The sequence below is a fragment of the Kitasatospora sp. NEAU-CNBT7 genome, from assembly GCF_057220535.1.
The window spans coordinates 43,523-65,040 of record NZ_JBXQQB010000034.1; the positions used below are offsets into that span (position 1 = coordinate 43,523).

Sequence of the window (21,518 nt, forward strand, 5' to 3'; positions counted from 1 at the left end):
CCGCTGCGCCTGTGTCACATCACTGTCTGACACAGCCTGGTGAAACAGGACAGTAGGTCGCGGGACGGCACGTGTTCAACGAACACGCCGAGCTTCCCTTTTTTCTTTTGAGCCTATGTGATCATCGACCCCTCGGCGAAACCGGGGTGACCACCAAGAGTCGGACCGGGGTCCCGACCCCGTCAATACCGCCCTCAGGCACAGAACTTACCGGATCATCCCGACACAGCCGGTGCGTCCGGCGCACTCACGTCATAATTCGACGCCTTCCGGCCGAGCAGCGCGGTCAGCACCACGGCCTTGCGCGCGGTCCGCTCCGGACTGCCCCAACGCACCGTCACCCCGTCGCGCAACTGGAGCCGGATGTCGTCCCAGGAGTGCACCTGGACCGCGCCGGCCCGCTTGGCGACCTCCGGGGGCAGTCCCGCGGCCACCGTGACGGCGGCCCGTACCAGGGCCGGCCGGTCGATCACGCCCAGCGCCTCGTTCGCCTGCGCACTGAGCTGGAGCTCCACCACCGGTACGCCGTCCGGGGGTTGCGGTTCGTCGGCGAACTCCTTGCCGCCCGCGTCCACCTGCAGGTACGTCCCCCGGTCGGTGTGGACCGCGGCCACCGGCCGCCGTTCGGTCACCTTCACCCGCAGGGTGTGCGGCCAGCCGCGCCACACCTCGACGCCGGCCACCCTGGGCACCGCGGCGACCCGTTTCTCCACCGCGGCCAGGTCCACCCGGGCCAGCGGCCGACCGTCCTGCACCCCGGCCGCCCGGCGCACCTCGTCCTCGCTCAGGTGCCCGCTCTGCAGGCCCTGGACGGCGACCTCGCGCACGTCCAGGGCCGAGGAGAGGAACACCAGCCAGCCGAGCGTGCCGGCCACCAGGGCGGCCAGCACGCACAGCACCACGACGCCCCGCCGGGAGAGCCGGAGCCGGGGAGCGTGCTCCTCGGCGTCCTCCTCGTCCCGCGGCGAGCCGTCGAGGACCGGCGCGTCAGCCACGTCGGCGGCCGCCCCGGGCGGCGTCGATCGCCTCGTAGACCATGCCGACCAGCAGCTCGTCCGCGTCCCGGCGGCCGAACTCGGCGGCCGCCCGGCTCATGTCCCAGAGCTTGCGCGGGTCGGTGAGCACCGGCAGGACGTTCTGCAGTACCCAGTCCGCGGTCAGCTCGGCGTCGTCGACCAGCAGGCCGCCGCCCGCCTTGACCATCGGCTGGGCGTTCAGCCGCTGCTCGCCGTTGCCGATCGGCAGCGGGACGAAGGCGGCCGGCAGCCCGACGGCGGCCAGCTCGGCGACGGTCATCGCACCGGCCCGGCAGAGCATCAGGTCGGCGGCGGCGTAGGCGAGGTCCATCCGGTCCACGTACGGCACGGCCCGGTACGGCGGCATCCCGGGGATGTCGTCGATCTGCGGCAGCTCGTTCTTCGGGCCGACCGCGTGCAGGATCTGCACCCCGTACTGCTGGAGCCGCGGCGCGATGGCCTGGATGGTCTCGTTCAGCCGGCGGGCGCCCTGGGAGCCGCCGGAGACCAGCAGGGTGGGCAGCCGCTGGTCGAGCCCGAAGTAGTGCCGGGCCTCCGGGCGGACCGCGTTGCGGTCCAGGGTGGCGATGGTGCGGCGCAGCGGGATGCCGATGTACCGGGAGTCGCGCAGCTTGGAGTCGGGCGTGGAGACGGCGACGAAGTCGCTGTACCGGGCGCCGATCTTGTTGGCCAGGCCGGGGCGGGCGTTGGCCTCGTGCACCACGATGGGCACCCCGGCGCGCTTGGCGGCCAGGTAGGCCGGCATCGCGACGTAGCCGCCGAAGCCGACCACGGCGTCCGCCTTGACCCGCTCGATGATCTCCTGGGCGGCCCGGACGGTGCCGCGCAGCCGGCCCGGGACGGTGATCAGCTCGGGGGTGGGCTTGCGGGGCAGCGGGACGGCCGGGATCAGCTCCAGGCTGTAGCCCCGCTCGGGGACCAGTCTGGTCTCCAGGCCGCGCTCGGTGCCGAGCGCGGTGATCCCGATCGACGGGTCGTGCCTGCGGAGGGCGTCCGCGAGGGCCATGGCCGGCTCGATGTGGCCGGCGGTTCCGCCGCCGGCGAGTACGACATGCACCGAAATTCACCGCTCCCTGCGCGGCGGCCGGGTGGCCTTGCGCGCTGTGGTCCGTCGTCGTGGCAGCACCCGGGCCAGGACGGGCCTGAGCCGGGAGTTCGAGCTCCGGGCGGCCATGGCCGCCTTCGCCCCCGGGGAGCTGCGCGCGAAGCAGAGCAGCACGCCGATGGCGCACATGGCCGACAGCATGGCGGAGCCGCCGTACGAGAACAGCGGGAGCGGGACGCCCGCGATGGGCAGGAGTCCCAGTGCGGAGCCCAGGTTGACCACGGCCTGCGCCATGATCCACGTGGTGGCCGCTCCCGCGGCGTAGCGGACGAACGGGTCCTTGGTGCCGAGAGCCACACGGATACCCGCATACCCTAGTGCCGCGAAGAGGCCGAGTACCGACAGCGTCCCCACCAGGCCGAGTTCCTCGCCGGTCGCGGCGAAGATGAAGTCGGTGTGGGCCTCGGGAAGCTGGCCCCATTTCTCCACGCCGGCGCCGAGTCCGGAGCCGAACGGGCCGCCCGCGGCGAAGGCGTACAGGCCGTGCAGGGCCTGGAAGCAGTTGAGGTTGGGGTCCGGCTTGGTGACGCCGACGCAGCCGAGCCGGTCGAGCCGGTGCGGCACGGTGATGATCAGTGCGGTGCAGGCGACCACCGCGATGCCGAGGGTCGCGGCGAACAGCCGCATCGGGGCGCCGACCATCCACAGCAGGCCGAACAGCATTCCGATCAGGACCATGGTGGTGCCCATGTCGCCGCCGACCATGATCAGCAGCATCAGCAGCACGGTGCCCGGCACCAGCGGCACCAGCAGGTGCTTCCACTGGTCGAGCATGTGGGTCTTCTGCTTGCGGGCCAGCAGGTCGCCGCCCCAGAGCACCAGGGCGAGCTTGGCGAACTCCGAGGGCTGGATCTGGAAGAAGCCCAGGCTGATCCAGTTCCGGTTGCCGTTGACCTGGGTGCCGATGCCGGGCACCGCGACCAGCACCAGGCCGGCCAGCACCCCGAACAGCACCGGGTAGGCCAGCGCCCGCAGGCCCTTGACCGGTGCCCGGGCCAGCAGCATCGCGATGGCGGCGCCGAGCAGCAGGGCGACCAGCTGCTTGCGGAAGAAGAAGGTCATCGGCAGGTGGTTCTCGGTGACCACGTTCTGCGAGGCGGAGAAGACCATCACCAGGCCGAGCACGACCAGCAGCAGGGTGGAGCCCAGGATCAGGTAGTACGGCGTCAGGGGCCGGTCCAGGGCGTAGCGGAAGCCCGCCCGGAAGGCCCGGGCGCGGGCGATCGGCCCGGCCGACTTGAAGGTGGTGGTGGTCGCCGAGATCAGTCTGAGCGGTGAGGACCGCTCGGGTGGGGCTGTGGTGCCCGCCTTGCCGTCGCCCGCCACGTCTCCCCGCCCTCGCCTCGTCCGCCGCCCGCCCCCGTCGGCCGCGGGCGGCCGGCCCGCCCGTGGGCCGGCCGGTCCGCCCGTGCGCGCCGCTACTTCTCCAGCTCCCGTACGGCGGCGGCGAACTGGTCGCCGCGCTGCCCGTAGTCGGTGAACATGTCCATCGACGCGCAGGCCGGGGCCAGCAGGACGGTGTCACCGGGCCGGGCGAGGCCGGCGGCCACCCGGACCACCTCGGCCATCGCCTCGGCGCCAGTCTGGCCCTCGGCGGCCTCGAACACCGGCACATCGGGGGCGTGTCGCGTCAGCGCCTCGCGGATCAGTGCGCGGTCCTGGCCGATCAGCACCACGGCCCGCAGCCGGTCCGCCGCGCCGAGCACCAGCTCGTCGAAGGTGGCGCCCTTGGCCAGTCCGCCGGCGATCCACACCACCGGCCGGTAGGCGGCCAGCGAGGCGGCGGCGGCGTGGGTGTTGGTGGCCTTGGAGTCGTCGATCCAGGTCACCCGGTCGACCACGGCGACCTCGGCGATCCGGTGGGCGTCCGGCCGGAAGGCGCGCAGGCCCTCGCGGACCGCCTTGGCGTCGACCCCGTAGGCGCGGGCCAGCGCGGCCGCGGCCAGCGCGTTGGCGATGTTGTGCGGGGCGGGCGGGTTGACGTCCTCGACCGAGCCGATCTCGGCGGCGTTCTTCTGCCGGTCGGGCACGAAGGCCCGGTCGACCAGCAGGCCGTCGACCACACCGAACTGGGAGAGGCCGGGCGCGCCGAGGCCGAAGCCGATCGCCCGGCAGCCCTCCTCGACGTCCGCGCCGCGGACCAGCTCCTCGGTGACCGGGTCGGCCAGGTTGTACACGCAGGCGACCTGGTTGCCCTCGTAGATCCGGCCCTTGTCGGCGGCGTAGGCCTCCATCGAGCCGTGCCAGTCGAGGTGGTCGGGGGCGAGGTTGAGCACGGCCGCCGAGTGCGGGCGCAGGCTGGGCGCCCAGTGCAGCTGGTAGCTGGAGAGCTCGACCGCGAGGACCTCGTACGGCTCCTCGGCGAGTACCGCGTCCAGCACCGAGACGCCGACGTTGCCGACGGCGGCGGTGCGCTTGCCGGCCGCGCGCAGGATCGAGGCGAGCATCCGGACGGTGGTGGTCTTGCCGTTGGTGCCGGTGATGGCCAGCCAGGGGGCGGGCTCGCCGGTGGCGGGCAGCGGGCGGCGCAGCCGCCAGGCCAGCTCGACGTCGCCCCAGACCGGGACCTCGGCCAGCGCGGCCTCGGTGAACAGCGGGCTGCTCGGCGGCCAGCCGGGCGAGGTGACGACCAGCCGGGTGCCCTCGGGCAGGGTCTCGCCGTCGCCGAGGCGGACGGTGATGCCCTCGGCCGCCAGGTCGGCGGCCTTGGCCTGCTGGGCGGGGCCCTCGCTGCCGTCCACCACGGTGACGAGCGCGCCGAGGCCGTGCAGGACCCTGGCGGCGCTGATCCCGGAGAGGCCGAGGCCGGCCACCACGACCGGCAGGCCCGGCCACTCGGGGTCGGGGGTCATCCGGCCACCCATCCTGCGTAGAAGAGTCCGAGGCCGACCGCGACGCACAGGCCCTGGATGATCCAGAACCGGACCACGATCAGCACCTCGCTCCAGCCCTTGAGTTCGAAGTGGTGCTGGAGCGGGGCCATCTTGAAGACCCGCTTGCCGGTCATCCGGAACGAGCCGACCTGGATGATCACCGACAGGGTGATCACCACGAACAGGCCGCCCAGCAGGGCGAGCAGCAGCTCGGTGCGGGAGCAGATGGCGAGGCCCGCGAGGGCGCCGCCGAGGGCGAGCGAACCGGTGTCACCCATGAAGATCTTGGCGGGCGAGGTGTTCCACCACAGGAAGCCGAAGCAGGAGCCCATCAGCGCGGCGGCGACGATGGCGAGGTCCAGCGGGTCGCGGACGTCGTAGCAGTTGGCGGTGGCGGTGATCGCGTAGGCGCAGCTCTGGCTGTACTGCCAGACGCCGATGAAGGTGTAGGCGCCGAAGACCATCACGGAGGCGCCGGTGGCCAGGCCGTCCAGACCGTCCGTCAGGTTCACGCCGTTCGACATCGCGGCGATCATGAAGTACGCGAAGATCACGAACAGCACCGGGCCGACCGACCAGCCGAAGTCGCGCACGAACGAGAGGTGCTGCGAGGCCGGGGCGAGCCCGCGGTCGTCCTTGAACTGCAGTGCCAGGATGGCGAAGGCGAGACCCACCAGGGACTGGCCGGCCAGCTTCGCCTTGGCCCGCAGGCCGAGCGAGCGGCGCTTGACCACCTTGATGTAGTCGTCCAGGAAGCCGACCAGGCCCAGACCCGCCGTCAGGAACAGCACCAGCAGGCCGGAGGCGGTGGGCGACTCGCCCGTTATCGCCTTGGTCGCACCGTAGGCGATCAGTGTCGCCAGGATGAAGGCGATGCCGCCCATCGTGGGGGTGCCGCGCTTGCTGTGGTGGGCCTTGGGGCCGTCGTCGCGGATGTACTGGCCGTAGCCGTGCTTGGCCAGCAGCTTGATCAGGGCCGGCGTGCCGAGCAGCGACAGCACCAGGCCGATCATGCCTGAGAAGAGGATCTGCTTCACCGGGCGGCTCCGTCCGAAAGCAGAGCCTCGGCCACCTTCTCCAGACCCACCGAGCGGGAGGCCTTCACCAGCACCACGTCCCCCGGCTGAAGCTGACTGCGCAGCAGCTCGACCGCCGCGTCCGCGTCGGACACCAGCACCGACTCCTCACCCCACGAACCTTCGTTCCTCGCGCCCAGTTCCATACAGGCCGCCTCGCGTCCGCCGACCGCCACCAGCTTGGTGACGTCGAGCCGGACCGCGAGCCGCCCGATGGCGTCGTGCTCGTCGAGGCTCTCCTCGCCGAGCTCCCGCATCTCTCCGAGCACCGCCCAGGTACGGCGGCGCCCCGGGCCGCGGCCCGCCATCGTCGCGAGGGCCCGCAGCGCGGCCCGCATCGAGTCGGGGTTCGCGTTGTAGGCGTCGTTGACGACGGTGACACCATCGGCCCGGTCGACGACCTCCATGCGCCAGCGGGACAGCGCGCCCGCCTCGCTGAGGGCTTCGGCGGCGTCGTCGACGGACATCCCGAGCTCCACCGCCACCGCAGCGGCGGCGAGGGCGTTCGAGATGTGGTGCTCACCGTACAGGCGCAGCTTCACGGGTGCGGAACCGGCCGGGGTGACAAGCGTGAACGATGGCCGTCCGGTGTCGTCCAGGCGAACGTCCTGGGCCCTGACCTCGGCCTCGCGGCTCTCGCCGAACAGCACCACCCGGGCCTTGGTCCGCTCGGACATCGCCCGGACCAGCGGGTCGTCGGCGTTCAGGATCGCCACCCCGTCGACGGTCAGCGCCTCCACCAGCTCGCCCTTGGCCTCGGCGATGGCCTGCTTGGAGCCGAACTCGCCGACGTGCGCGGTGCCGACGTTGAGCACCACGCCGATGGTGGGCGGCACGATGCCGGTCAGGTAGTCGATGTGGCCCTTGCCGCGGGCGCCCATCTCCAGCACCAGGTGCCGGGTGGAGCCGGTGATCCGCAGGGCGGTGAGCGGCATGCCGATCTCGTTGTTGAACGAGCCGGGCGGGAAGACCGTCTCGCCGCGGCGCTGCAGCAGCTGGCCGATCAGGTCCTTGGTGGAGGTCTTCCCGGCCGAGCCGGTCAGCGCCACGAAGGCGGTGCCGTGGGCCCGTTCGACCACGGCGCGGGCGAGCCGGCCGAGCGCGGTCACCACGTCGTCCACCAGGATCGCGGGCACCCCGACCGGGCGGGAGGCCAGCACGGCGACCGCGCCGGAGGCGGTCGCGCGGGCGGCGTAGTCATGGCCGTCGACGTGCTCGCCGAGCACCGCCGCGAACAGCCCGCCGGGCTCGACCAGCCGGGAGTCGACCACCACCGCCGCGGTGATCTCGGCCGCCGGGTCGGCGCCGTCCAGGGTGCCGCCCACCGCCGCGGCGGCCTCCGCCAGAGTCAGTGCGATCACCGATCCACCTCCTGCATCCGTACGATCGCCTCGCGCAGCACCTCGCGGTCGTCGAACGGCCGCACCTCGCCCCGGACGTACTGCCCCAGCTCGTGGCCCTTGCCGGCCACCAGGACGGCGTCACCCGCGTGCGCGCGGGCCACCGCCAGCGCGATGGCCTCGGCCCGGTCCGGCGCCACCAGCACCTCGCCGCGCTCGGCCTCGGGCACGTCCGCGGCGCCGCCCAGCATCGCGACCAGGATCGCCAGCGCGTCCTCGGAGCGCGGGTTGTCGCTGGTCAGGACGGCGGTGTCGGCGAGCCGGGCGGCGATGGCGCCCATCGGGCCGCGCTTGTAGGGGTCGCGGTCGCCGCCGCACCCCACCACCACGTGCAGCCGCCCCTTGGTGACCTCGCGCAGCGACTCCAGCACCGCCTTGAGGGCGTCCGGCTTGTGCGCGTAGTCGACCACGGCGACGTACGGCTGGCCCGCGTCCACCCGCTCCAGGCGGCCGGGGACGCCGGGGACGGCGGCCACCCCGGCGACCGCCTCGGCCAGCGGGAGGCCGGCGGTGACCAGCGCGGTGATCGCGCCGAGCGCGTTCGCGACGTTGAACGGGCCGGGCAGCGGCACCGAGGCGTCGGCCTCGGCGCCGTCGGGGCCGGCCACCTTGAAGGTGGAGCCGGCCGGGCCGAGCTGGACGTCCACGGCCCGCCAGTCGGCCTCCGGGTCGCCCTGCGCGGAGAAGGTGGTCATCGGGACCGGCGCCTCGGCGGCCAGCCGGCGCCCGTACGCGTCGTCGAGGTTGGCCACGCCGCGGCGGGCCTTGTCCGGCTGGAAGAGCCGGGCCTTGGCCCGGTAGTAGTCCTCCATGTCGGGGTGGAAGTCCAGGTGCTCCGGCGTGAGGTTGTTGAACAGCGCCACGTCGTAGACCACGCCGTCGACCCGGCCGAAGACCAGGGCGTGGCTGGAGACCTCCATCACCACCGCCTCGGCGCCGCGCTCGCGCATCACCGCGAGGACGCCGTGCAGGTCGGTGGATTCCGGGGTGGTGCGCTCGCTCTTGATCCGCTCGTCGCCGACCCGCATCTCGACGGTGCCGATCACCCCGGGCAGCCGGCCGGCGCCGCGCAGCCCGCCCTCCACCAGGTACGAGGTGGTGGTCTTGCCGTTGGTGCCGGTCAGTCCGATCATCAGCAGCCGCTCGCTGGGACGGCCGTAGACCGCCGCCGCCAGCTCGCCCATGACCGCCCGGGGGCTCTCCACGACCAGCAGCGGCGCCCCGCAGCCGGCGGCCAGCTCGGCCCCGGCGGCGTCGGTCAGCACCGCGGCGGCACCGGCCGCGACCGCGGCGGCGGCGAAGGCGGCGCCGTGGTGGTTGGCACCGGGGAAGGCCACGTACACGTCGCCGGGCCGCACCGCCCGGGAGTCGTGGGTGATGCCGGTGACCTGCGGCCCGTCGGCGGGCTCCAGGCCCAGCAGTCGGGCGACCTCGGCGAACGGCATCGCCGCCTCCTCGGTGGGACGGGGCGGACTCGCGGAGATTTGATCGGGTTTCGGCACGGCGGGCAGGCTATCGCCTTTTTCGGCGGCTCTGCTCCCCCTCGGGCGCTGCGGCCCGGCGCCGGGCGCCGAGGGCTGCTGGGCGGGCGTGCCGTGGCCGGGTTCCGGGGTGTGGGGCATCAGGGCTTCCAGTCGACGGGCAGGTTGGGTGCTTCGCTGCCGCTCGGCGGTACCTGCAGGGACTTGAGGGTGAACTCCATCACCTGCTTGAACACCGGGCCGCAGAGCTGGCCGCCGAAGTGGCCGTTGACCGGGTTCTGGATCACGCAGGAGACGGTGACCCGGGGCTGGTCGGCCGGTGCGAAGCCGATGAAGGAGGCGGTGTACCCGGAGTACTTGCCGGTCTTCGGGTCCACCCGGTTGGCGGTGCCGGTCTTGCCGGCCACCCGGTAGCCCGGGATGGCCGCCTTGGTGCCGGTGCCCTGCTCGTCGGTGACCACCGACTCCAGCATCTCGGTGAGGGTCTTGGCGGTCTGCTCGCCCACCACCCGGGAGCCCGCCGGGGCCGGGGCCGGGGTGTAGCGGCCGTCCGGCCCGGTGGTGCCCGCCAGCAGGCTGGGCGGCACCCGGACCCCGCCGTTGGCGATGGTGGAGAAGACCGAGGTGGCCTGCAGGGCGTTGACCGACAGGCCCTGGCCGAACGGGATGGTGAACTGCTGCGAGCCCTTCCAGTCCTCCGGCTTGGCCAGGATGCCCCGGGTCTCGCCGGGGAAGCCGAGCCCGGTGGGCCTGCCGATGCCGAACCTGTCCAGGTACCCGGCCAGCACCTTGTTGGACTCGGCCTGGTCGGCGCCGAGCGTCTCGGCGGCCTCGATGGTGCCGATGTTGGAGGACTTGGCCAGCACCCCGGCCAGCGTCAGGTACCAGGTCTCGTGGTCGACGTCGTCGTGGAAGACCTGGTCGGAGCGTTGCAGGGTGTTGGGCACGGTGACGTGGGTGTCCCAGGTGGCCTTGCCGGTGTCCAGCACCGCCGCCATGGTCATCAGCTTGGCCGTGGAGCCGGGCTCGTAGGCGTCCTGGAGGGCCGCGTTGCCGAGCTGTTCGGGCCTGGCGGTGGACAGGTCGTTGGGGTTGAAACCGGGCGAGGTGGCCATCGCGAGGATCTGGCCGCTCTTCACGTCCTGGACGACCACGTAGCCCTTCTCCGCCCCGGCGTTGGCCACCTGGTCGGTGATCGCCCGCTGGGCCGCCCACTGGATGTCCGGGTGCAGGGTGAGCCGCAGGTCGGAGCCGGGGACCGGCTCCTGCCGGCTGCCGCCGGCGGTGGCGACCATCCGCCCGCCGGCCGAGGCGTACGTGCTGCGGCCGCTCTGCCCGGCCAGCTCCTTCTGGTACTGCAGCTCCAGCCCGCCGGTGCCGACGCCCTCCGAGTTGACGAAGCCGACCAGGTTGGCGGCCAGCCCGTCGGCGGGGTAGACCCGGCGGGTCGACTCGGTGGAGGCGAGGGCGGCCAGCGGATTGGTGCAGGCGACGTCCAGGTACTGGCGTCCGCCCTGCTCGGCCGGCTTGCCGAGCAGCTGGCGCTGGCCGCGGCAGGCGGCGGTGTCGGCCTGCTTGGCGAGCGAGCTGCGCAGTTCGTTGATCTTGTTCTTGACCTCCGGGGTCTGCCGGTAGGCGAGCGGCGAGTACTGGCTCTTCGGGTTCTTCGGGTTCAGGTGCAGCGCGGTGGCGAGCTTCTCCTTGGGCTGGCCGAGGATCGGGGCGAGCAGCGCGGCGGCCTGCTCGGGCCCGTCGGCCAGGTGCAGCGCGGCCGGGGTGAGCAGGGTCGGGTCGCCGACGATGTCGTAGGCGTCCACCGTGGTCGCCAGCACCGTGCCGTCCGCGGCCGTTATCGAGCCGCGCTCGGCGGGCAGTTCCATCCGGACGTACTTGTTGGCGCCCGCGGCGGCGGCCAGCGCGTCCGAGTCGAGCAGCTGCAGCTGCACCAGCCGGCCGGCGAAGACCGTGAACACCAGCGCCAGCGCGACCGTCACCAGGCGCAGCCGGCGGCGCGGGTCGGCCAGCCTGATCGGGCGCGACTGCGGACGGGCCGCGGGGCGCCGGGCCGGCGGCCGGCGGGCGGCCGGACGGCGGGGATCGGCCGACGGCCGCGGGCGCGGGGCGCGCGGGCGCTGCCCGCCGGGCCGGGCGGGCCCGGCCGGGCGCCGGTCGCCCGAGCCTCGGGACGGCTGGCGGGGCGTGCTCATCGCGGCGTACCTCCGGCCTGCGCTGACGGGGTGGCGGCCGGGGCGGCCGTGGACGCCGCGGGCGGCAGCGGGGCGATCTCCACCCCGCCGCCCACCGCGGCCGGCGGGGTGGGTGCGCCGCCCTGCCCGGACGGCGCCGGGGCGGACGCCTGCGGGGAGGGCAGTGGGGCGGCGGGCGTGGCGGCCGGGGCCTGCTGCCACAGGCCGTTGTCGGTGCGCTTGACCGGCGGGCCGTCCTGGGCCTGGGCGGGCTTGCCGAGCACGGTGCCGTCGTCGGACAGGAACACCGGGTCGCCGCCGGGCACCATGCCGAGGTCGCGGGCCCGCCGTTCGAGCGCGTCGGGGGCGGAGAACTGGTCGATCTCGCGTTGCAGCGACTGCTTGCGGTCGGTCAGTTCGGTGGTCTGCCGCTTGAGCCGGGAGAGCTCGAAGGAGTTCTCGTTGAGCGCGGTGTTGAGCATCAGCAGCCCGAGCAGCCCGGCGGTCAGCAGGGCGACCACCAGGACGGCGAACGGGGTGCGTCCGCGGATCTGGCGGGCGCCGGGGCGCACGGTGATCCGCGCCCTGCCGCTCTGCCCCGGGAGCCGACCGCTCCCCCAGGCCCCCTGGCCGGCCACCGGCACCGCCGCCCTCCCTCGTCCCGATTCCCTGGCTCGTCCCGTTTCCCCGGCCCGTCCCGCTGTGCCCGGCCCGTCCCGCTCGCCGGCCGTCCGTCACGCACCCGTCCGGTCCGCGGCCGGCCCGGTCCCGGCGGGCCGGCCGGGTCAGGCCCGGGCTGCCCTGATCCTCTCCGCCACCCGCAGCCGTACGGGGGCGGCGCGCCGGTTCTCCTCGATCTCCTGCTCGGTGGCCAGCTCGGCGCCCCGGGTGAGCAGCTTCAGCCAGGGCTGGTGCTCCTCGGGGATGATCGGCAGGCCGGGCGGTGCGGTGTTGGTGGCCCCGGCCGCCAGGTACTGCTTGACCAGGCGGTCCTCCAGCGACTGGTAGGACATCACCACGATCCGCCCTCCGACGGCCAGCGAGTCGAGTGCGCCCGGGATGGCCCGGTCCAGCACCTCCAGCTCGCCGTTGACCTCGATCCGCAGCGCCTGGAAGGTGCGCTTGGCCGGGTTCCCGCCGGTGCGCCGGGTGGCGGCCGGGATGGCGTTGCGTACCAACTCGACCAGACGCGCGCTGGTGCTGAACGGTTCCTTCTCGCGTTCGCGGACGATCACCGAGGCGATCTTCCCGGCGAACCGCTCCTCGCCGTAGACCTTGAGGATCCGGGCCAGCTGGCCGTGGGTGTAGGTGTTCAGCACCTCGGCGGCGCTCAGGCCGCGGGTCTGGTCCATCCGCATGTCGAGCGGGGCGTCCTGGGCGTAGGCGAAGCCGCGCTCGGCCTCGTCCAGCTGCATCGAGGAGACGCCCAGGTCGAACAGGACGCCCTGGACCTCGGGGATGCCGAGGTCGGCCAGCACCTGCGGGATCTCGTCGTACACGGCGTGCACCAGGGTGGCCCGCTCGCCGAAGGGGGCCAGCCGCTCGCCGGAGAGCTTCAGCGCCGCCGGGTCCCGGTCCACGGCGACCAGCCGGACCTCGGGGAACTGGGTCAGCAGCGCCTCGCTGTGGCCGCCGAGCCCGAGGGTGGCGTCCACCACCACCGCGCCGGGCGCCGCGATGGCGGGCGCCAGTGCGTCCACGCAGCGCTGCAGCATCACCGGGACGTGCTTGGGTGCCGGAGCGTCGTTCGTCATTGCGCGGTGGCGCCCTTCCTCGGTGCGTCCGTCCGGGGCCGGACGGCTGCTCCCATTCTGGCCCACCGGGCCGCGGCGGCAGCACGCCGCCCGTGGTCCCCGCCCGCTCGCCCGGGGAAGGAGGGGCCGCCAGGCACCGGGGAAGGTGTGCCGGGAGGCCAGGAGCGGGTGGAGGCCGCGGGCGGCGCGGGGGCCGCAGCGACCGGCCGGGGAGACACAGTTGACGATCTGCGCGGACTGTGCTCCGGGGCGGCGCCAGCCTATCGCGGGCCACCGCCGAGTCAACGGTCCGCACCGGCGCGCCACCCGGGCGGAGGTACGGATTCCCGCAGGTCGGGGCGGTCGCCCGGGTGACCGCGGCCGATCGGCGCACGGCGGCGGCCCGCGCCGGGACCAACCGGGGCAATCCGGGGCGTACCCGTGCGCAGAGACTCGCGTTCCGCTCGGGGCCCGGTCACGGCACGGATTCGAACAGCGATCACCCGTCCCGCGCGGGCCCGGACCCCACTACCGTCATCCCCATGACAGTGACCCCCGACCGGCCCACGCCGACCGCCGCTGCCAACCCCGCCGAGTCGGTCATCGACCGCTTCGTCGGATCCAACCGGAGCTACGCCGTCGACTTCCGCGACGGCGGCATGGACGCCCGCCCGGTCCAGCAGGTCGCCGTGGTCGCGTGCATGGACGCCCGCCTCGACCTGTTCGCCGCGCTCGGCCTCGAGCTCGGCGACGCCCACATCATCCGCAACGCGGGCGGGGTCGTCACCGACGACACCATCCGCTCGCTCACCATCAGCCAGCGCGCCCTGGGCACCCGCTCGGTGGCGCTGATCCACCACACCGGCTGCGGCCTGCTCGGCCTGACCGAGGACTTCCGCCGGGAGCTGGAGCTGGAGGTCGGCCAGCGGCCGCAGTGGGCGGTGGAGTCCTTCGTCGACCTGGACGGCGACGTCCGCCAGTCGATGCAGCGGGTCCGCACCTCGCCCTTCCTCCCGCACACCGACGACGTCCGCGGCTTCGTCTTCGACGTCCACACCGGCCTGCTCCGGGAAGTCCGCCCCTGACCCTCCCCACCCCTCCCGCCCGCGGTCCGGCCGACGGCGTCCGGGCCGCCGCCCCCTGTGCGGACGAACCGGGACAGGGGCACCCGTGTCGCCCCGCGGCGCCCGCGCACCGGGCGGCGGGCCGGTCCCAAGGGTGACTTCTGCCCGGCCGACAGTGGAGAATGCGCCTGCGGACCGGTCCCCGAACCACCTGGGGCGGTCCGGCCACGATCCCGCCGCCGTAGGGTTCCGACCGGAACCGGACGCGCTGCGGGCCGTGTCATCGGGGTGGGCCGGGCCGTGACGAGGCCCCGGCGTGAGAATGGCCTTTGGGAGCAACGGGTGACGACCTTCAACGGACAGAGCGCAGCAGGCGCACCGCAGCCGGCGGGCCTCGACGCACGCCGCGAGCGGATGGGCCTGACCGAGCTCGCCGCGGTGGCCGAGCGGATCCGGGGCTCCGTGGAGAGCGTGATCGAGGGCAAGCCGGAGGCCGTGCGGATCGCCCTCACCGTGCTGCTGGCCGAGGGCCACCTGCTGCTGGAGGACGTCCCGGGCGTCGGCAAGACCATGCTGGCCAAGGCGCTGGCCCGGTCGGTGGACTGCACCGTGCGCCGGATCCAGTTCACCCCCGACCTGCTGCCGTCCGACGTGACCGGCACCAACGTCTTCGACCAGCACCAGCGCGACTTCGAGTTCCGGCCGGGCGCGATCTTCGCCCAGATCGTGGTCGGCGACGAGATCAACCGGGCCTCGCCCAAGACCCAGTCCGCGCTGCTGGAGTCCATGGAGGAGCGCCAGGTCACCATCGACGGCACCAGCTACGAGCTGCCCTCGCCGTTCATGGTGGTCGCCACCCAGAACCCGGTGGAGATGGAGGGCACCTACCCGCTCCCCGAGGCCCAGCGCGACCGCTTCATGGCCCGCATCTCGATCGGCTACCCGAGCGCGGACGCCGAGTTCGCGATGCTCGACCTGCACGGCGGCGCCAACCCGCTGGACGACCTGCAGCCGGTCGCGCACGCCCACGACATCCTCAAGCTGGTCGAGCTGGTCCGCACCGTCTACGTCTCCGACGCGGTCCGCCGCTACGCCGTCGACCTGGTCGGCGCCACCCGCACCTCCCCGGAGCTGCGCCTGGGCGCCTCCCCCCGGGCCACCCTGCACCTGGTGCGGGCCGCCCGCGCCGCCGCCGCCCTGGACGGCCGCGACTACGTGCTGCCGGACGACATCCAGGCGCTGGCCGTCCCCGTGCTGGCGCACCGCCTGCTGCCCACCGCCGAGACCCAGCTGAGCCGCCGCACGGCCGAGCAGGTCGTCCTCGACCTGGTCGCGCGCCTGCCGATCCCGCGTCCGCAGGGCCGCTGACATGCCGGGGCCGGACAACCCCTCGGGGATCCGGGCCGGCCTGCGGGGCCTGACCACCCGCGGCCGGTCGTTCCTCGCCGCCGGCGCCACCGCGGCGCTGTGCTCGTTCGTCTTCGGTCAGGACGCCCTGTTCCAGATCGGCGTGCTGCTGGCGGCCCTGCCGCTGGCCTCCGCCACCCTGCTGCTGCGCACCCGCTACCGGGTGGCCAGCGGCCGCCGGCTCAACCCGCACCGGGCGGCGGCCGGCCAGGAGGCCCGGGTGCACCTGCGCCTGGACAACGTCTCCCGGGTGCCCACCGGGCTGCTGCTGCTGGAGGACAAGGTCCCGTACGTGCTCGGGCCGCGCCCGCGCTTCGTGCTGGACCGGGTCGAGCCGCGCGGGTTCCGGGAGGTCTCCTACCGGGTCCGCTCGGACCTGCGCGGGCGCTACCCGCTCGGGCCGCTGCAGCTGCGGCTGTCGGACCCGTTCGGGATGTGCGAGCTGACCAGGTCCTTCGCCGCCTCCGACGTGCTGACCGTGGTGCCGCAGGTGCAGGCACTGCCGCCGGTGCGGCTGCCCGGCGAGTGGTCGGGCCAGGGCGAGAGCAGCGCCCACGCGCTGGCGCTGGCCGGCGACGACGACGTGATCCCGCGCGAGTACCGGCACGGCGACGACCTGCGCCGGGTGCACTGGAAGTCCACCGCCCGCTACGGCGAGCTGATGGTGCGCCGCGAGGAGCAGCCGCTCAAGGCCAAGGCCACCGTGCTGCTCGACACCAGGGAGATCGGCCACCGCGGCAGCGGCCCGGCCTCCTCCTTCGAGTGGGCGGTCAGCTGCGCCGCCTCGGTCGGGGTCCACCTGGCCGAGCGCGGCTACCAGACCCGGCTGCTCACCGACACCGGCACCGCGGTACCGGCCCCCGGCATCGCGGTGTCCACCGTCGGCGAGGCCACCGGCCTGCTGCTGGACTCGCTGGCCGTGGTCGAGTGCTCCGACGGCGGCGGGCTGTCCCGCGCCGAGGACGCGCTGCGCCTGGGCGGCGAGGGCCTGCTGGTGGCGATCCTCGGGGCGCTGGACGAGGAGCAGGTCACCCGCCTGACCCGGCTGCGCCGCCGGACCGCCGGCGCGGTGGTCTTCCTGCTGGACACCGGCAGCTGGTCCGGCCTGCGGGCGCTGCTGCCCGAGGGCCCGGACTCCGAGCTGGACGAGCAGGCCAAGCGGCTGCGGCTGGCCGGCTGGACGGTCCTGCCGGTCCGGGCGGGCGACTCGGTCGCCCGGCTGTGGCGGACCGCCGACCGTACCGAAGGCTCCGGCCGCACCGGACACAGCTCCCCCTACCGAGACGAGGTCGGCCCATGACCACCAGGGCGAAGCTGACCCTGTTCGCCGCGCTGGCGACCACGCTCGTGATGTTCAGCCTGCTCCCGGTGCTGGAACCGGACGGCTGGTCGGTGCACGCCGTGCTGCTGATCGCGGCGGTCGGCGCGATCGGCGCGGGCCTGAGGCGGCTGCCGATCCCCCGGATACTGGTGCTCCCGCTCCAGCTGCTGGCCGTGGTGTACCTGGTCATGCTGGGCTTCGTGCAGTCCTCGATGGCCGGCGGCCTGCTGCCCGGTCCGCGGGCGCTGGACGCGCTCGGCTCGGTGCTCGCCCAGGGCGGCACCGACATCCAGGACTACGCCATCCCGGCGCCCGCGACGGCCGGGCTGCGGCTGATCGTGGTCGGCTCGGTGGCGCTGATCGCCGTCCTGGTGGACGCGCTCGCGGTGACCTACCGGCGGGCGGCGGCGGCCGGGCTGCCGCTGCTCGCGCTGTACTCGGTGGGCACCGGCCTGGCCGGCGACACCGGCACGGCCTGGCTGTGGTTCCTGCTGGCCGGCGGCGGCTACCTGGCGCTGCTGCACACCGAGGGCCAGGACCGGATCTCGCGCTGGGGCCGGGTCTTCCACGGCACCGGTCGCACCGCGTCCGGTGCCACCGTGACGCACGGCGGCCGGCAGGCCGGGGTGGTCGCGCTGGCGCTGGCGCTGCTGGTGCCGCTGGTGGTCGGACCGGTCGGGCTGGGCCTGATCGGCGGGTACGGGAACGGCGGCGGGGGCGGCGGCAGCGGCCCGGGCGGCGGCGTGAAGTCGCTCAGCCCGGTGGTCGCGCTCACCGCGGGCCTCAACAACCGCGACAACACCGTCCTGTTCGACTACGTCACCGACGGTCCCAACGCGGCCGAGATGTACCTCCGGGTCGCCGCGCTGGACGAGTTCGACGGCGTGGAGTGGAAGTTCGGCGACCAGGACCCGGTCGCCGTCCCGCCGGTCTTCCCGCCGCCGGACGGCCTGGCCGCCGGCGCCGCCCCGGACACCGTGCACACCAGCGTCAAGGTCACCGACAGCCTGGCCAGCGACTGGCTGCCGATGCCGTACCCGGCCACGTCGGTCAAGGTGGCCGGCCACTGGCGCTTCGACCCGGTCACCCGGATGGTCAGCGGCGAGAACGGCCAGAAGTCCAACGGCCTGCCGTACGAGGTCACCAGCCTGGACGTGCAGCCCACCGCCGACCAGCTGCGGGCGGCCGGCCAGGCGCCCAGGGACATCACCGACCGCTACCTGCGGCTGCCGGACAACCTGCCGCCGGAGGTCAAGGCCACCGCGCAGCAGGTCACGGCCGGCCGGACCAACGCCTACGACCGGGCCCTCGCCCTGCAGACCTGGTTCACCAGCGGCCAGTTCACCTACTCGACCAAGGTCGACGCGGGCACCGGGCCGGACGCGATCCGCAAGTTCCTGGACGACCGGCAGGGCTTCTGCGTCCACTTCGCCGCCACCATGGCGGCGATGGCCAGGACCCTGAACATCCCGGCCCGGGTGGCCATCGGCTTCACCCCCGGCCAGGAGATGGGCGGCCGCAACCGGCAGGTCCGCAGCATGGACTACCACGCCTGGCCGGAGCTGTACTTCCCCGGCAGCGGGTGGACCCGGTTCGAGCCCACCCCGAGCCGCGGCTCGGCACCGGTCTACACCCGGGACAAGAACGCGCCCGAGCCGGCCGCCCCGTCCCAGGAGCCGACCGCCGCGCCGACCGGCACCGCCTCCGCGGCGCCGTCCGCCGACGCGTCCTGCGACGCCAAGCTGCGGCGGGCCGGCGAGTGCGGCGGCGACCGGCAGAGCACGCCGGTCGGGACGGCCCAGCCGGGCTGGTGGCAGGACCCGGCGGTGCTGGCCTCGCTCGCGCTGGGCGCCCTGCTGCTGGCCCTGCTCGCCACGCCGATGGTCTGGCGGGCCAGGATCCGCAGCCGGCGCCTGGGCACCGGCCGCTACCGGGCCGGCGCCGAACGGGCCGACCTGACCGACGCCCAGGTGCTGGCCGCCTGGCAGGAACTGATCGACTCGGCCTGGGACCTGGGCATCCCGCCGGACGACGCCCGGACCCCGCGCCGCACCGTGCAGCGGCTCACCGAGACCGGTGACCTCGGCACCGCGGCGGCCGAGGCGGCCGGGCGGGTGGCACTCGCCACCGAGCAGGTCATGTACGCCCGCGAGCTGGGCCCGCTGGCCCCGCTCGGTCCGGACGTCCGCACCGCCCGGGAGGGCCTGAAGGCGGGCGCCGGACGCGTCGGACGGGTCCGCGCGGTGCTGCTGCCGGCCTCCATGCTGCGGATCTGGTGGCGGGCGGCCGACCGCGTCATGGCGGCCCGTCAGGCGGTCCGGGAGCGGACCGGCCGGGCCGCCCAGGCGGTCCGCGCCCTGGCCGCCAGGGCCGTCGCGCCGCTGCGCCGCAGGCGCTGACCGTGCCCGGCCCCCCGGGGCCGGGCACAGCAGAGGGCGGGCAGTCTTCCGACTGCCCGCCCTCGCGGCTCTCCTGCTCCGGTCCAGCTGGCGATCCGCCCGGACTCCGTGCCCGTCGGCCCTGGTCTACAGGCCGTCGTGCTCGTCCCTGCGACGCTGCCAGCGCTGCTCCATACGATCCATGACGCCGGCCTTGCGGCGCGGTGGTGAGGCCGTTCTCGGGCCCGCACCGGACCCGACCGGGCCCCGCCTCCACGCGGTGACGGCGAGGACCGCACAACCCAGCATCACCAGAAACCCGACCACACTCACCCAGATCAGCTGGGCGACCATGCCGCCCATCAGCAGAGCGATGCCCGCCACGAACCCTGCGGCGGCCAGATAGACCCTCCGACGGGTGTAGGTGCGCAGCCCGGTTCCCTCAAGCGCTGACGCGAACTTGGGATCTTCGGCGTACAGCGCTCGCTCCATCTGCTCGAGCAGTCGCTGCTCGTGCTCCGAGAGCGGCACGGAGTCCTCCTACTCGTCGGTCGCGGGGCGACCGGTCCGCCACCCCTGGCTGGCCCTGTGTGGTCCATATGCCCCAAGGGTCCGGGTGTCATGCTTTCCGGCTTTACCCAGATCATACGGTCCAGCGGCCTGCTTCGGCGTGGTCAATCCTGCGTGGCTCGGGCCACTTCGGCAGTGGGCCCGCACGCTGCCCAACGCCGCAGGACACGGACAAGTGCCCGACGGCGCGCAAACATCCCGGTGACCTGCCGCCGACGCCCGGTGGACCGCCCGGCGACGGCGACCGGTCCGGCCGTCGCCGGTCCGGCCGGGCGACGCCTCAGACCAGCTCGCCCAGCAGGTGCAGCTGGGTCGCGACGGCGTGGAAGGCCGGCTGCTCGGACGCGGCCAGCTCCAGCTTCAGCAGCGCCTCCATGGCGCCGGGCTCGGTGTCCACCAGGACTCCGGGGACGAGGTCGGCGAAGACCCGTACGCCGTGCACCGAGGCGACCCGCAGCCCGGCCGCCCCCGCCAGCTCGGCGAGCTCCTCCCCGGTGAACCGGCGCGGCATCGGGTCGCCGGGGCCCCAGCGGCCGTCGGTGGCGCCCAGGACGGCCTCGGCCTCGGCGAAGTGCCCGGCCAGCGCCCGGGCCAGCACCGCGCCGTTGCGGTTGGCGGCGAGCAGGGAGACCAGGCCGCCCTTGCGCAGCGTCCCGGTGAGGCTGCCCAGGGCCTCCGCCGGGTCGTCCACCATCTCCAGCACGCCGTGGCAGAGCACCGCGTCCACCGAGCCGCCCTCGACCAGCTCCGGCAGGGTCTGGGTGTCGCCCTGCACGGCCCGGACCAGCTCGGTGACCCCGGCCTCGGCGGCCCGGCGCTCCAGCGCGAACAGCGCGTCGGGGCTCGGGTCCACCACCGTCACCCGGTGGCCGAGCCGGGCCACGGGCACGGCGAAGTTGCCCGTGCCGCCGCCCGTGTCGAGGACGTCCAGCACCGGCTGGTCCAACTCGGCGGCCCGCCGCTCCAGGGCCGCCCGCACCACCTCCCAGACCACGGCGGTACGCAGGGCACTGCGGGGACGCGTCGGGTACACGGGTGGGCTCCTCGGGCGTGTGGTTCGGCCGGACGGCTCCACCTTAGACCGAGGCGCCGCAGGCGCCGCGGACCCGGCCCGCGGGCGGTCCGCTCAGCCGGCCTCCTCCAGGGGGAGCGGCTGCGCCGGCGGGGCCGGCGACAGCCCGAGCAGGCGCTGCACCAGGCGCAGGTACAGCGCGGTGTTGCGGATCAGGTCGTCCGCGTCCCGGGCGGTGGCGGCGCCGGCGATGCCGGCCTCGGCGGCCGCGCGGCGGCGGGCCCCGGCCGCGAAGTACACCGCCCACTCGGCGAGCTCGGGCGCGACCTCGGGCAGCAGCTCCCAGGCACTGCGGATGGCCTGGCGCCGGCGCGGCTGCCGTTCGGGCCGGCCGCGGACGGCCAGCACCGCCGCCGTGGAGCGCAGCGCGGCCAGGTGGGCGGTGGCGTAGCGCTCCAGCGGGTCCTGGAGGGCGCGGGCCTGGTCGAGGGTGCGGTGGGCGTGCCGCAGCAGGTCGAGCGCGGCCGGCGGGGCGGCGGCCCGGCGGGGCACGGGGTGGACGTCGGCGCCGCGGGCCCGCGGGACCTGGACGGCGGACGGGTACGCGCTGGGCAGCGGAAGGGCGGACGGCTGGTCGGCGACAGAGCGGCGGGCGACGGGCTCAGGACGGCTGACGGTCATGGCTCCCCCGGTCCGAGGCGGGTGCCCGGGCCGGATTGACCCGTGCAGGACCATCGTGAACCGCACCACTGACAAGTCGGCCGGCCGTCGGCCCGCGAACCAGCCTTGCCCGGGACGGGCGCACGGGCGGCGGCGCCCGGTCGACTCCCCCGCGGGTCGACCGGGCACCGCCCCCCGGCAGGCCGAGTCGGGGC

General features: G+C 74.5%; 17 protein-coding genes. 4 read left to right on the forward strand and 13 right to left on the reverse strand.

Annotated elements, in window-relative coordinates:
- Positions 1 to 215 precede the first annotated feature (215 nt).
- The 10 genes from AC2TEW_RS31800 to rsmH form a co-directional block, all read right to left on the reverse strand.
- The gene (locus tag AC2TEW_RS31800; RefSeq protein WP_484624426.1) at positions 216 to 995 is read right to left on the reverse strand and encodes a cell division protein FtsQ/DivIB; all 780 of its coding nucleotides are present in this window, start codon (positions 993 to 995) and stop codon (positions 216 to 218) included.
- A complete protein-coding gene (murG, locus tag AC2TEW_RS31805; protein ID WP_033825329.1) occupies positions 988 to 2,094 on the reverse strand; it encodes an undecaprenyldiphospho-muramoylpentapeptide beta-N-acetylglucosaminyltransferase in 1,107 nt (368 codons plus the stop codon). The genes AC2TEW_RS31800 and murG overlap by 8 nt, the downstream gene beginning before the upstream one ends.
- Positions 2,095 to 2,100: 6 nt before the next feature.
- Positions 2,101 to 3,405: a putative lipid II flippase FtsW gene (gene ftsW / locus AC2TEW_RS31810; RefSeq protein WP_484624455.1), complete on the reverse strand. Its 1,305-nt coding sequence runs from the start codon at positions 3,403 to 3,405 to the stop codon at positions 2,101 to 2,103.
- A gap of 155 nt (positions 3,406 to 3,560) precedes the next feature.
- Positions 3,561 to 4,994 carry a UDP-N-acetylmuramoyl-L-alanine--D-glutamate ligase gene (murD, locus tag AC2TEW_RS31815; protein ID WP_484624427.1) on the reverse strand — a complete coding sequence of 478 codons (1,434 nt, stop codon included), beginning with the start codon at positions 4,992 to 4,994 and terminating at the stop codon, positions 3,561 to 3,563.
- The gene (gene mraY, locus AC2TEW_RS31820) at positions 4,991 to 6,052 is read right to left on the reverse strand and encodes a phospho-N-acetylmuramoyl-pentapeptide-transferase (RefSeq protein WP_033825331.1); all 1,062 of its coding nucleotides are present in this window, start codon (positions 6,050 to 6,052) and stop codon (positions 4,991 to 4,993) included. The genes murD and mraY overlap by 4 nt, the downstream gene beginning before the upstream one ends.
- Entirely contained in the window at positions 6,049 to 7,452 is a 1,404-nt protein-coding gene (locus AC2TEW_RS31825) for a UDP-N-acetylmuramoyl-tripeptide--D-alanyl-D-alanine ligase (protein ID WP_484624428.1), read from the reverse strand. Before AC2TEW_RS31825 ends, mraY begins: the two co-directional genes overlap by 4 nt.
- Positions 7,449 to 9,113 carry a UDP-N-acetylmuramoyl-L-alanyl-D-glutamate--2,6-diaminopimelate ligase gene (locus AC2TEW_RS31830; protein WP_484624429.1) on the reverse strand — a complete coding sequence of 555 codons (1,665 nt, stop codon included), beginning with the start codon at positions 9,111 to 9,113 and terminating at the stop codon, positions 7,449 to 7,451. Before AC2TEW_RS31830 ends, AC2TEW_RS31825 begins: the two co-directional genes overlap by 4 nt.
- Positions 9,113 to 11,179 (reverse strand): peptidoglycan D,D-transpeptidase FtsI family protein, encoded by a 2,067-nt coding sequence (locus tag AC2TEW_RS31835; protein WP_484624430.1) that lies wholly within the window; start codon positions 11,177 to 11,179, stop codon positions 9,113 to 9,115. Before AC2TEW_RS31835 ends, AC2TEW_RS31830 begins: the two co-directional genes overlap by 1 nt.
- The gene (ftsL, locus tag AC2TEW_RS31840) at positions 11,176 to 11,730 is read right to left on the reverse strand and encodes a cell division protein FtsL (protein ID WP_484624431.1); all 555 of its coding nucleotides are present in this window, start codon (positions 11,728 to 11,730) and stop codon (positions 11,176 to 11,178) included. The genes AC2TEW_RS31835 and ftsL overlap by 4 nt, the downstream gene beginning before the upstream one ends.
- Positions 11,731 to 11,943: 213 nt before the next feature.
- Entirely contained in the window at positions 11,944 to 12,912 is a 969-nt protein-coding gene (gene rsmH, locus AC2TEW_RS31845; RefSeq protein WP_484624432.1) for a 16S rRNA (cytosine(1402)-N(4))-methyltransferase RsmH, read from the reverse strand.
- 521 nt (positions 12,913 to 13,433) lie between these two features.
- On the opposite strand from rsmH, the gene AC2TEW_RS31850 reads away from it, so the two are divergent.
- From AC2TEW_RS31850 to AC2TEW_RS31865, 4 genes are all read left to right on the forward strand, one after another.
- On the forward strand, positions 13,434 to 13,976 hold the full coding sequence (locus AC2TEW_RS31850; RefSeq protein WP_359885902.1) for a beta-class carbonic anhydrase: 543 nt from the start codon (positions 13,434 to 13,436) through the stop codon (positions 13,974 to 13,976).
- Between the two features lie 393 nt (positions 13,977 to 14,369).
- On the forward strand, positions 14,370 to 15,323 hold the full coding sequence (locus tag AC2TEW_RS31855) for an AAA family ATPase (RefSeq protein WP_149038591.1): 954 nt from the start codon (positions 14,370 to 14,372) through the stop codon (positions 15,321 to 15,323).
- Position 15,324: 1 nt separating this feature from the next.
- Positions 15,325 to 16,662 carry a DUF58 domain-containing protein gene (locus tag AC2TEW_RS31860; RefSeq protein ID WP_484624433.1) on the forward strand — a complete coding sequence of 446 codons (1,338 nt, stop codon included), beginning with the start codon at positions 15,325 to 15,327 and terminating at the stop codon, positions 16,660 to 16,662.
- The gene (locus tag AC2TEW_RS31865; RefSeq protein WP_484624434.1) at positions 16,659 to 19,082 is read left to right on the forward strand and encodes a transglutaminase TgpA family protein; all 2,424 of its coding nucleotides are present in this window, start codon (positions 16,659 to 16,661) and stop codon (positions 19,080 to 19,082) included. The genes AC2TEW_RS31860 and AC2TEW_RS31865 overlap by 4 nt, the downstream gene beginning before the upstream one ends.
- A 126-nt stretch (positions 19,083 to 19,208) precedes the next feature.
- Here AC2TEW_RS31865 and AC2TEW_RS31870 read toward each other — a convergent pair whose 3' ends face one another.
- The 3 genes from AC2TEW_RS31870 to AC2TEW_RS31880 all read right to left on the reverse strand — a co-directional run bounded on the left by AC2TEW_RS31870 (position 19,209) and on the right by AC2TEW_RS31880 (position 21,324).
- Positions 19,209 to 19,592 carry an SCO2097 family morphological protein gene (locus AC2TEW_RS31870; protein WP_033824693.1) on the reverse strand — a complete coding sequence of 128 codons (384 nt, stop codon included), beginning with the start codon at positions 19,590 to 19,592 and terminating at the stop codon, positions 19,209 to 19,211.
- Between the two features lie 319 nt (positions 19,593 to 19,911).
- Positions 19,912 to 20,664 carry a methyltransferase domain-containing protein gene (locus tag AC2TEW_RS31875; protein WP_033824694.1) on the reverse strand — a complete coding sequence of 251 codons (753 nt, stop codon included), beginning with the start codon at positions 20,662 to 20,664 and terminating at the stop codon, positions 19,912 to 19,914.
- Between the two features lie 93 nt (positions 20,665 to 20,757).
- Positions 20,758 to 21,324 (reverse strand): SAV_6107 family HEPN domain-containing protein, encoded by a 567-nt coding sequence (locus tag AC2TEW_RS31880; RefSeq protein WP_484624435.1) that lies wholly within the window; start codon positions 21,322 to 21,324, stop codon positions 20,758 to 20,760.
- Positions 21,325 to 21,518 lie beyond the last annotated feature (194 nt).

Bases quoted from the DNA above. Each gene is read 5' to 3' on its own strand.
- AC2TEW_RS31855 (WP_149038591.1), top strand. From the start codon at position 14,370: ATGGGCCTGACCGAGCTCGCCGCGGTGGCCGAGCGGATCCGGGGCTCC.
- AC2TEW_RS31830 (WP_484624429.1), bottom strand. From the start codon at position 9,113: ATGCCCCACACCCCGGAACCCGGCCACGGCACGCCCGCCCAGCAGCCC.
- AC2TEW_RS31880 (WP_484624435.1), bottom strand. From the start codon at position 21,324: ATGACCGTCAGCCGTCCTGAGCCCGTCGCCCGCCGCTCTGTCGCCGAC.
- murD (WP_484624427.1), bottom strand. From the start codon at position 4,994: ATGACCCCCGACCCCGAGTGGCCGGGCCTGCCGGTCGTGGTGGCCGGC.
- AC2TEW_RS31860 (WP_484624433.1), top strand. From the start codon at position 15,325: ATGCCGGGGCCGGACAACCCCTCGGGGATCCGGGCCGGCCTGCGGGGC.
- AC2TEW_RS31850 (WP_359885902.1), top strand. From the start codon at position 13,434: ATGACAGTGACCCCCGACCGGCCCACGCCGACCGCCGCTGCCAACCCC.
- AC2TEW_RS31865 (WP_484624434.1), top strand. From the start codon at position 16,659: ATGACCACCAGGGCGAAGCTGACCCTGTTCGCCGCGCTGGCGACCACG.
- rsmH (WP_484624432.1), bottom strand. From the start codon at position 12,912: ATGACGAACGACGCTCCGGCACCCAAGCACGTCCCGGTGATGCTGCAG.
- AC2TEW_RS31835 (WP_484624430.1), bottom strand. From the start codon at position 11,179: ATGAGCACGCCCCGCCAGCCGTCCCGAGGCTCGGGCGACCGGCGCCCG.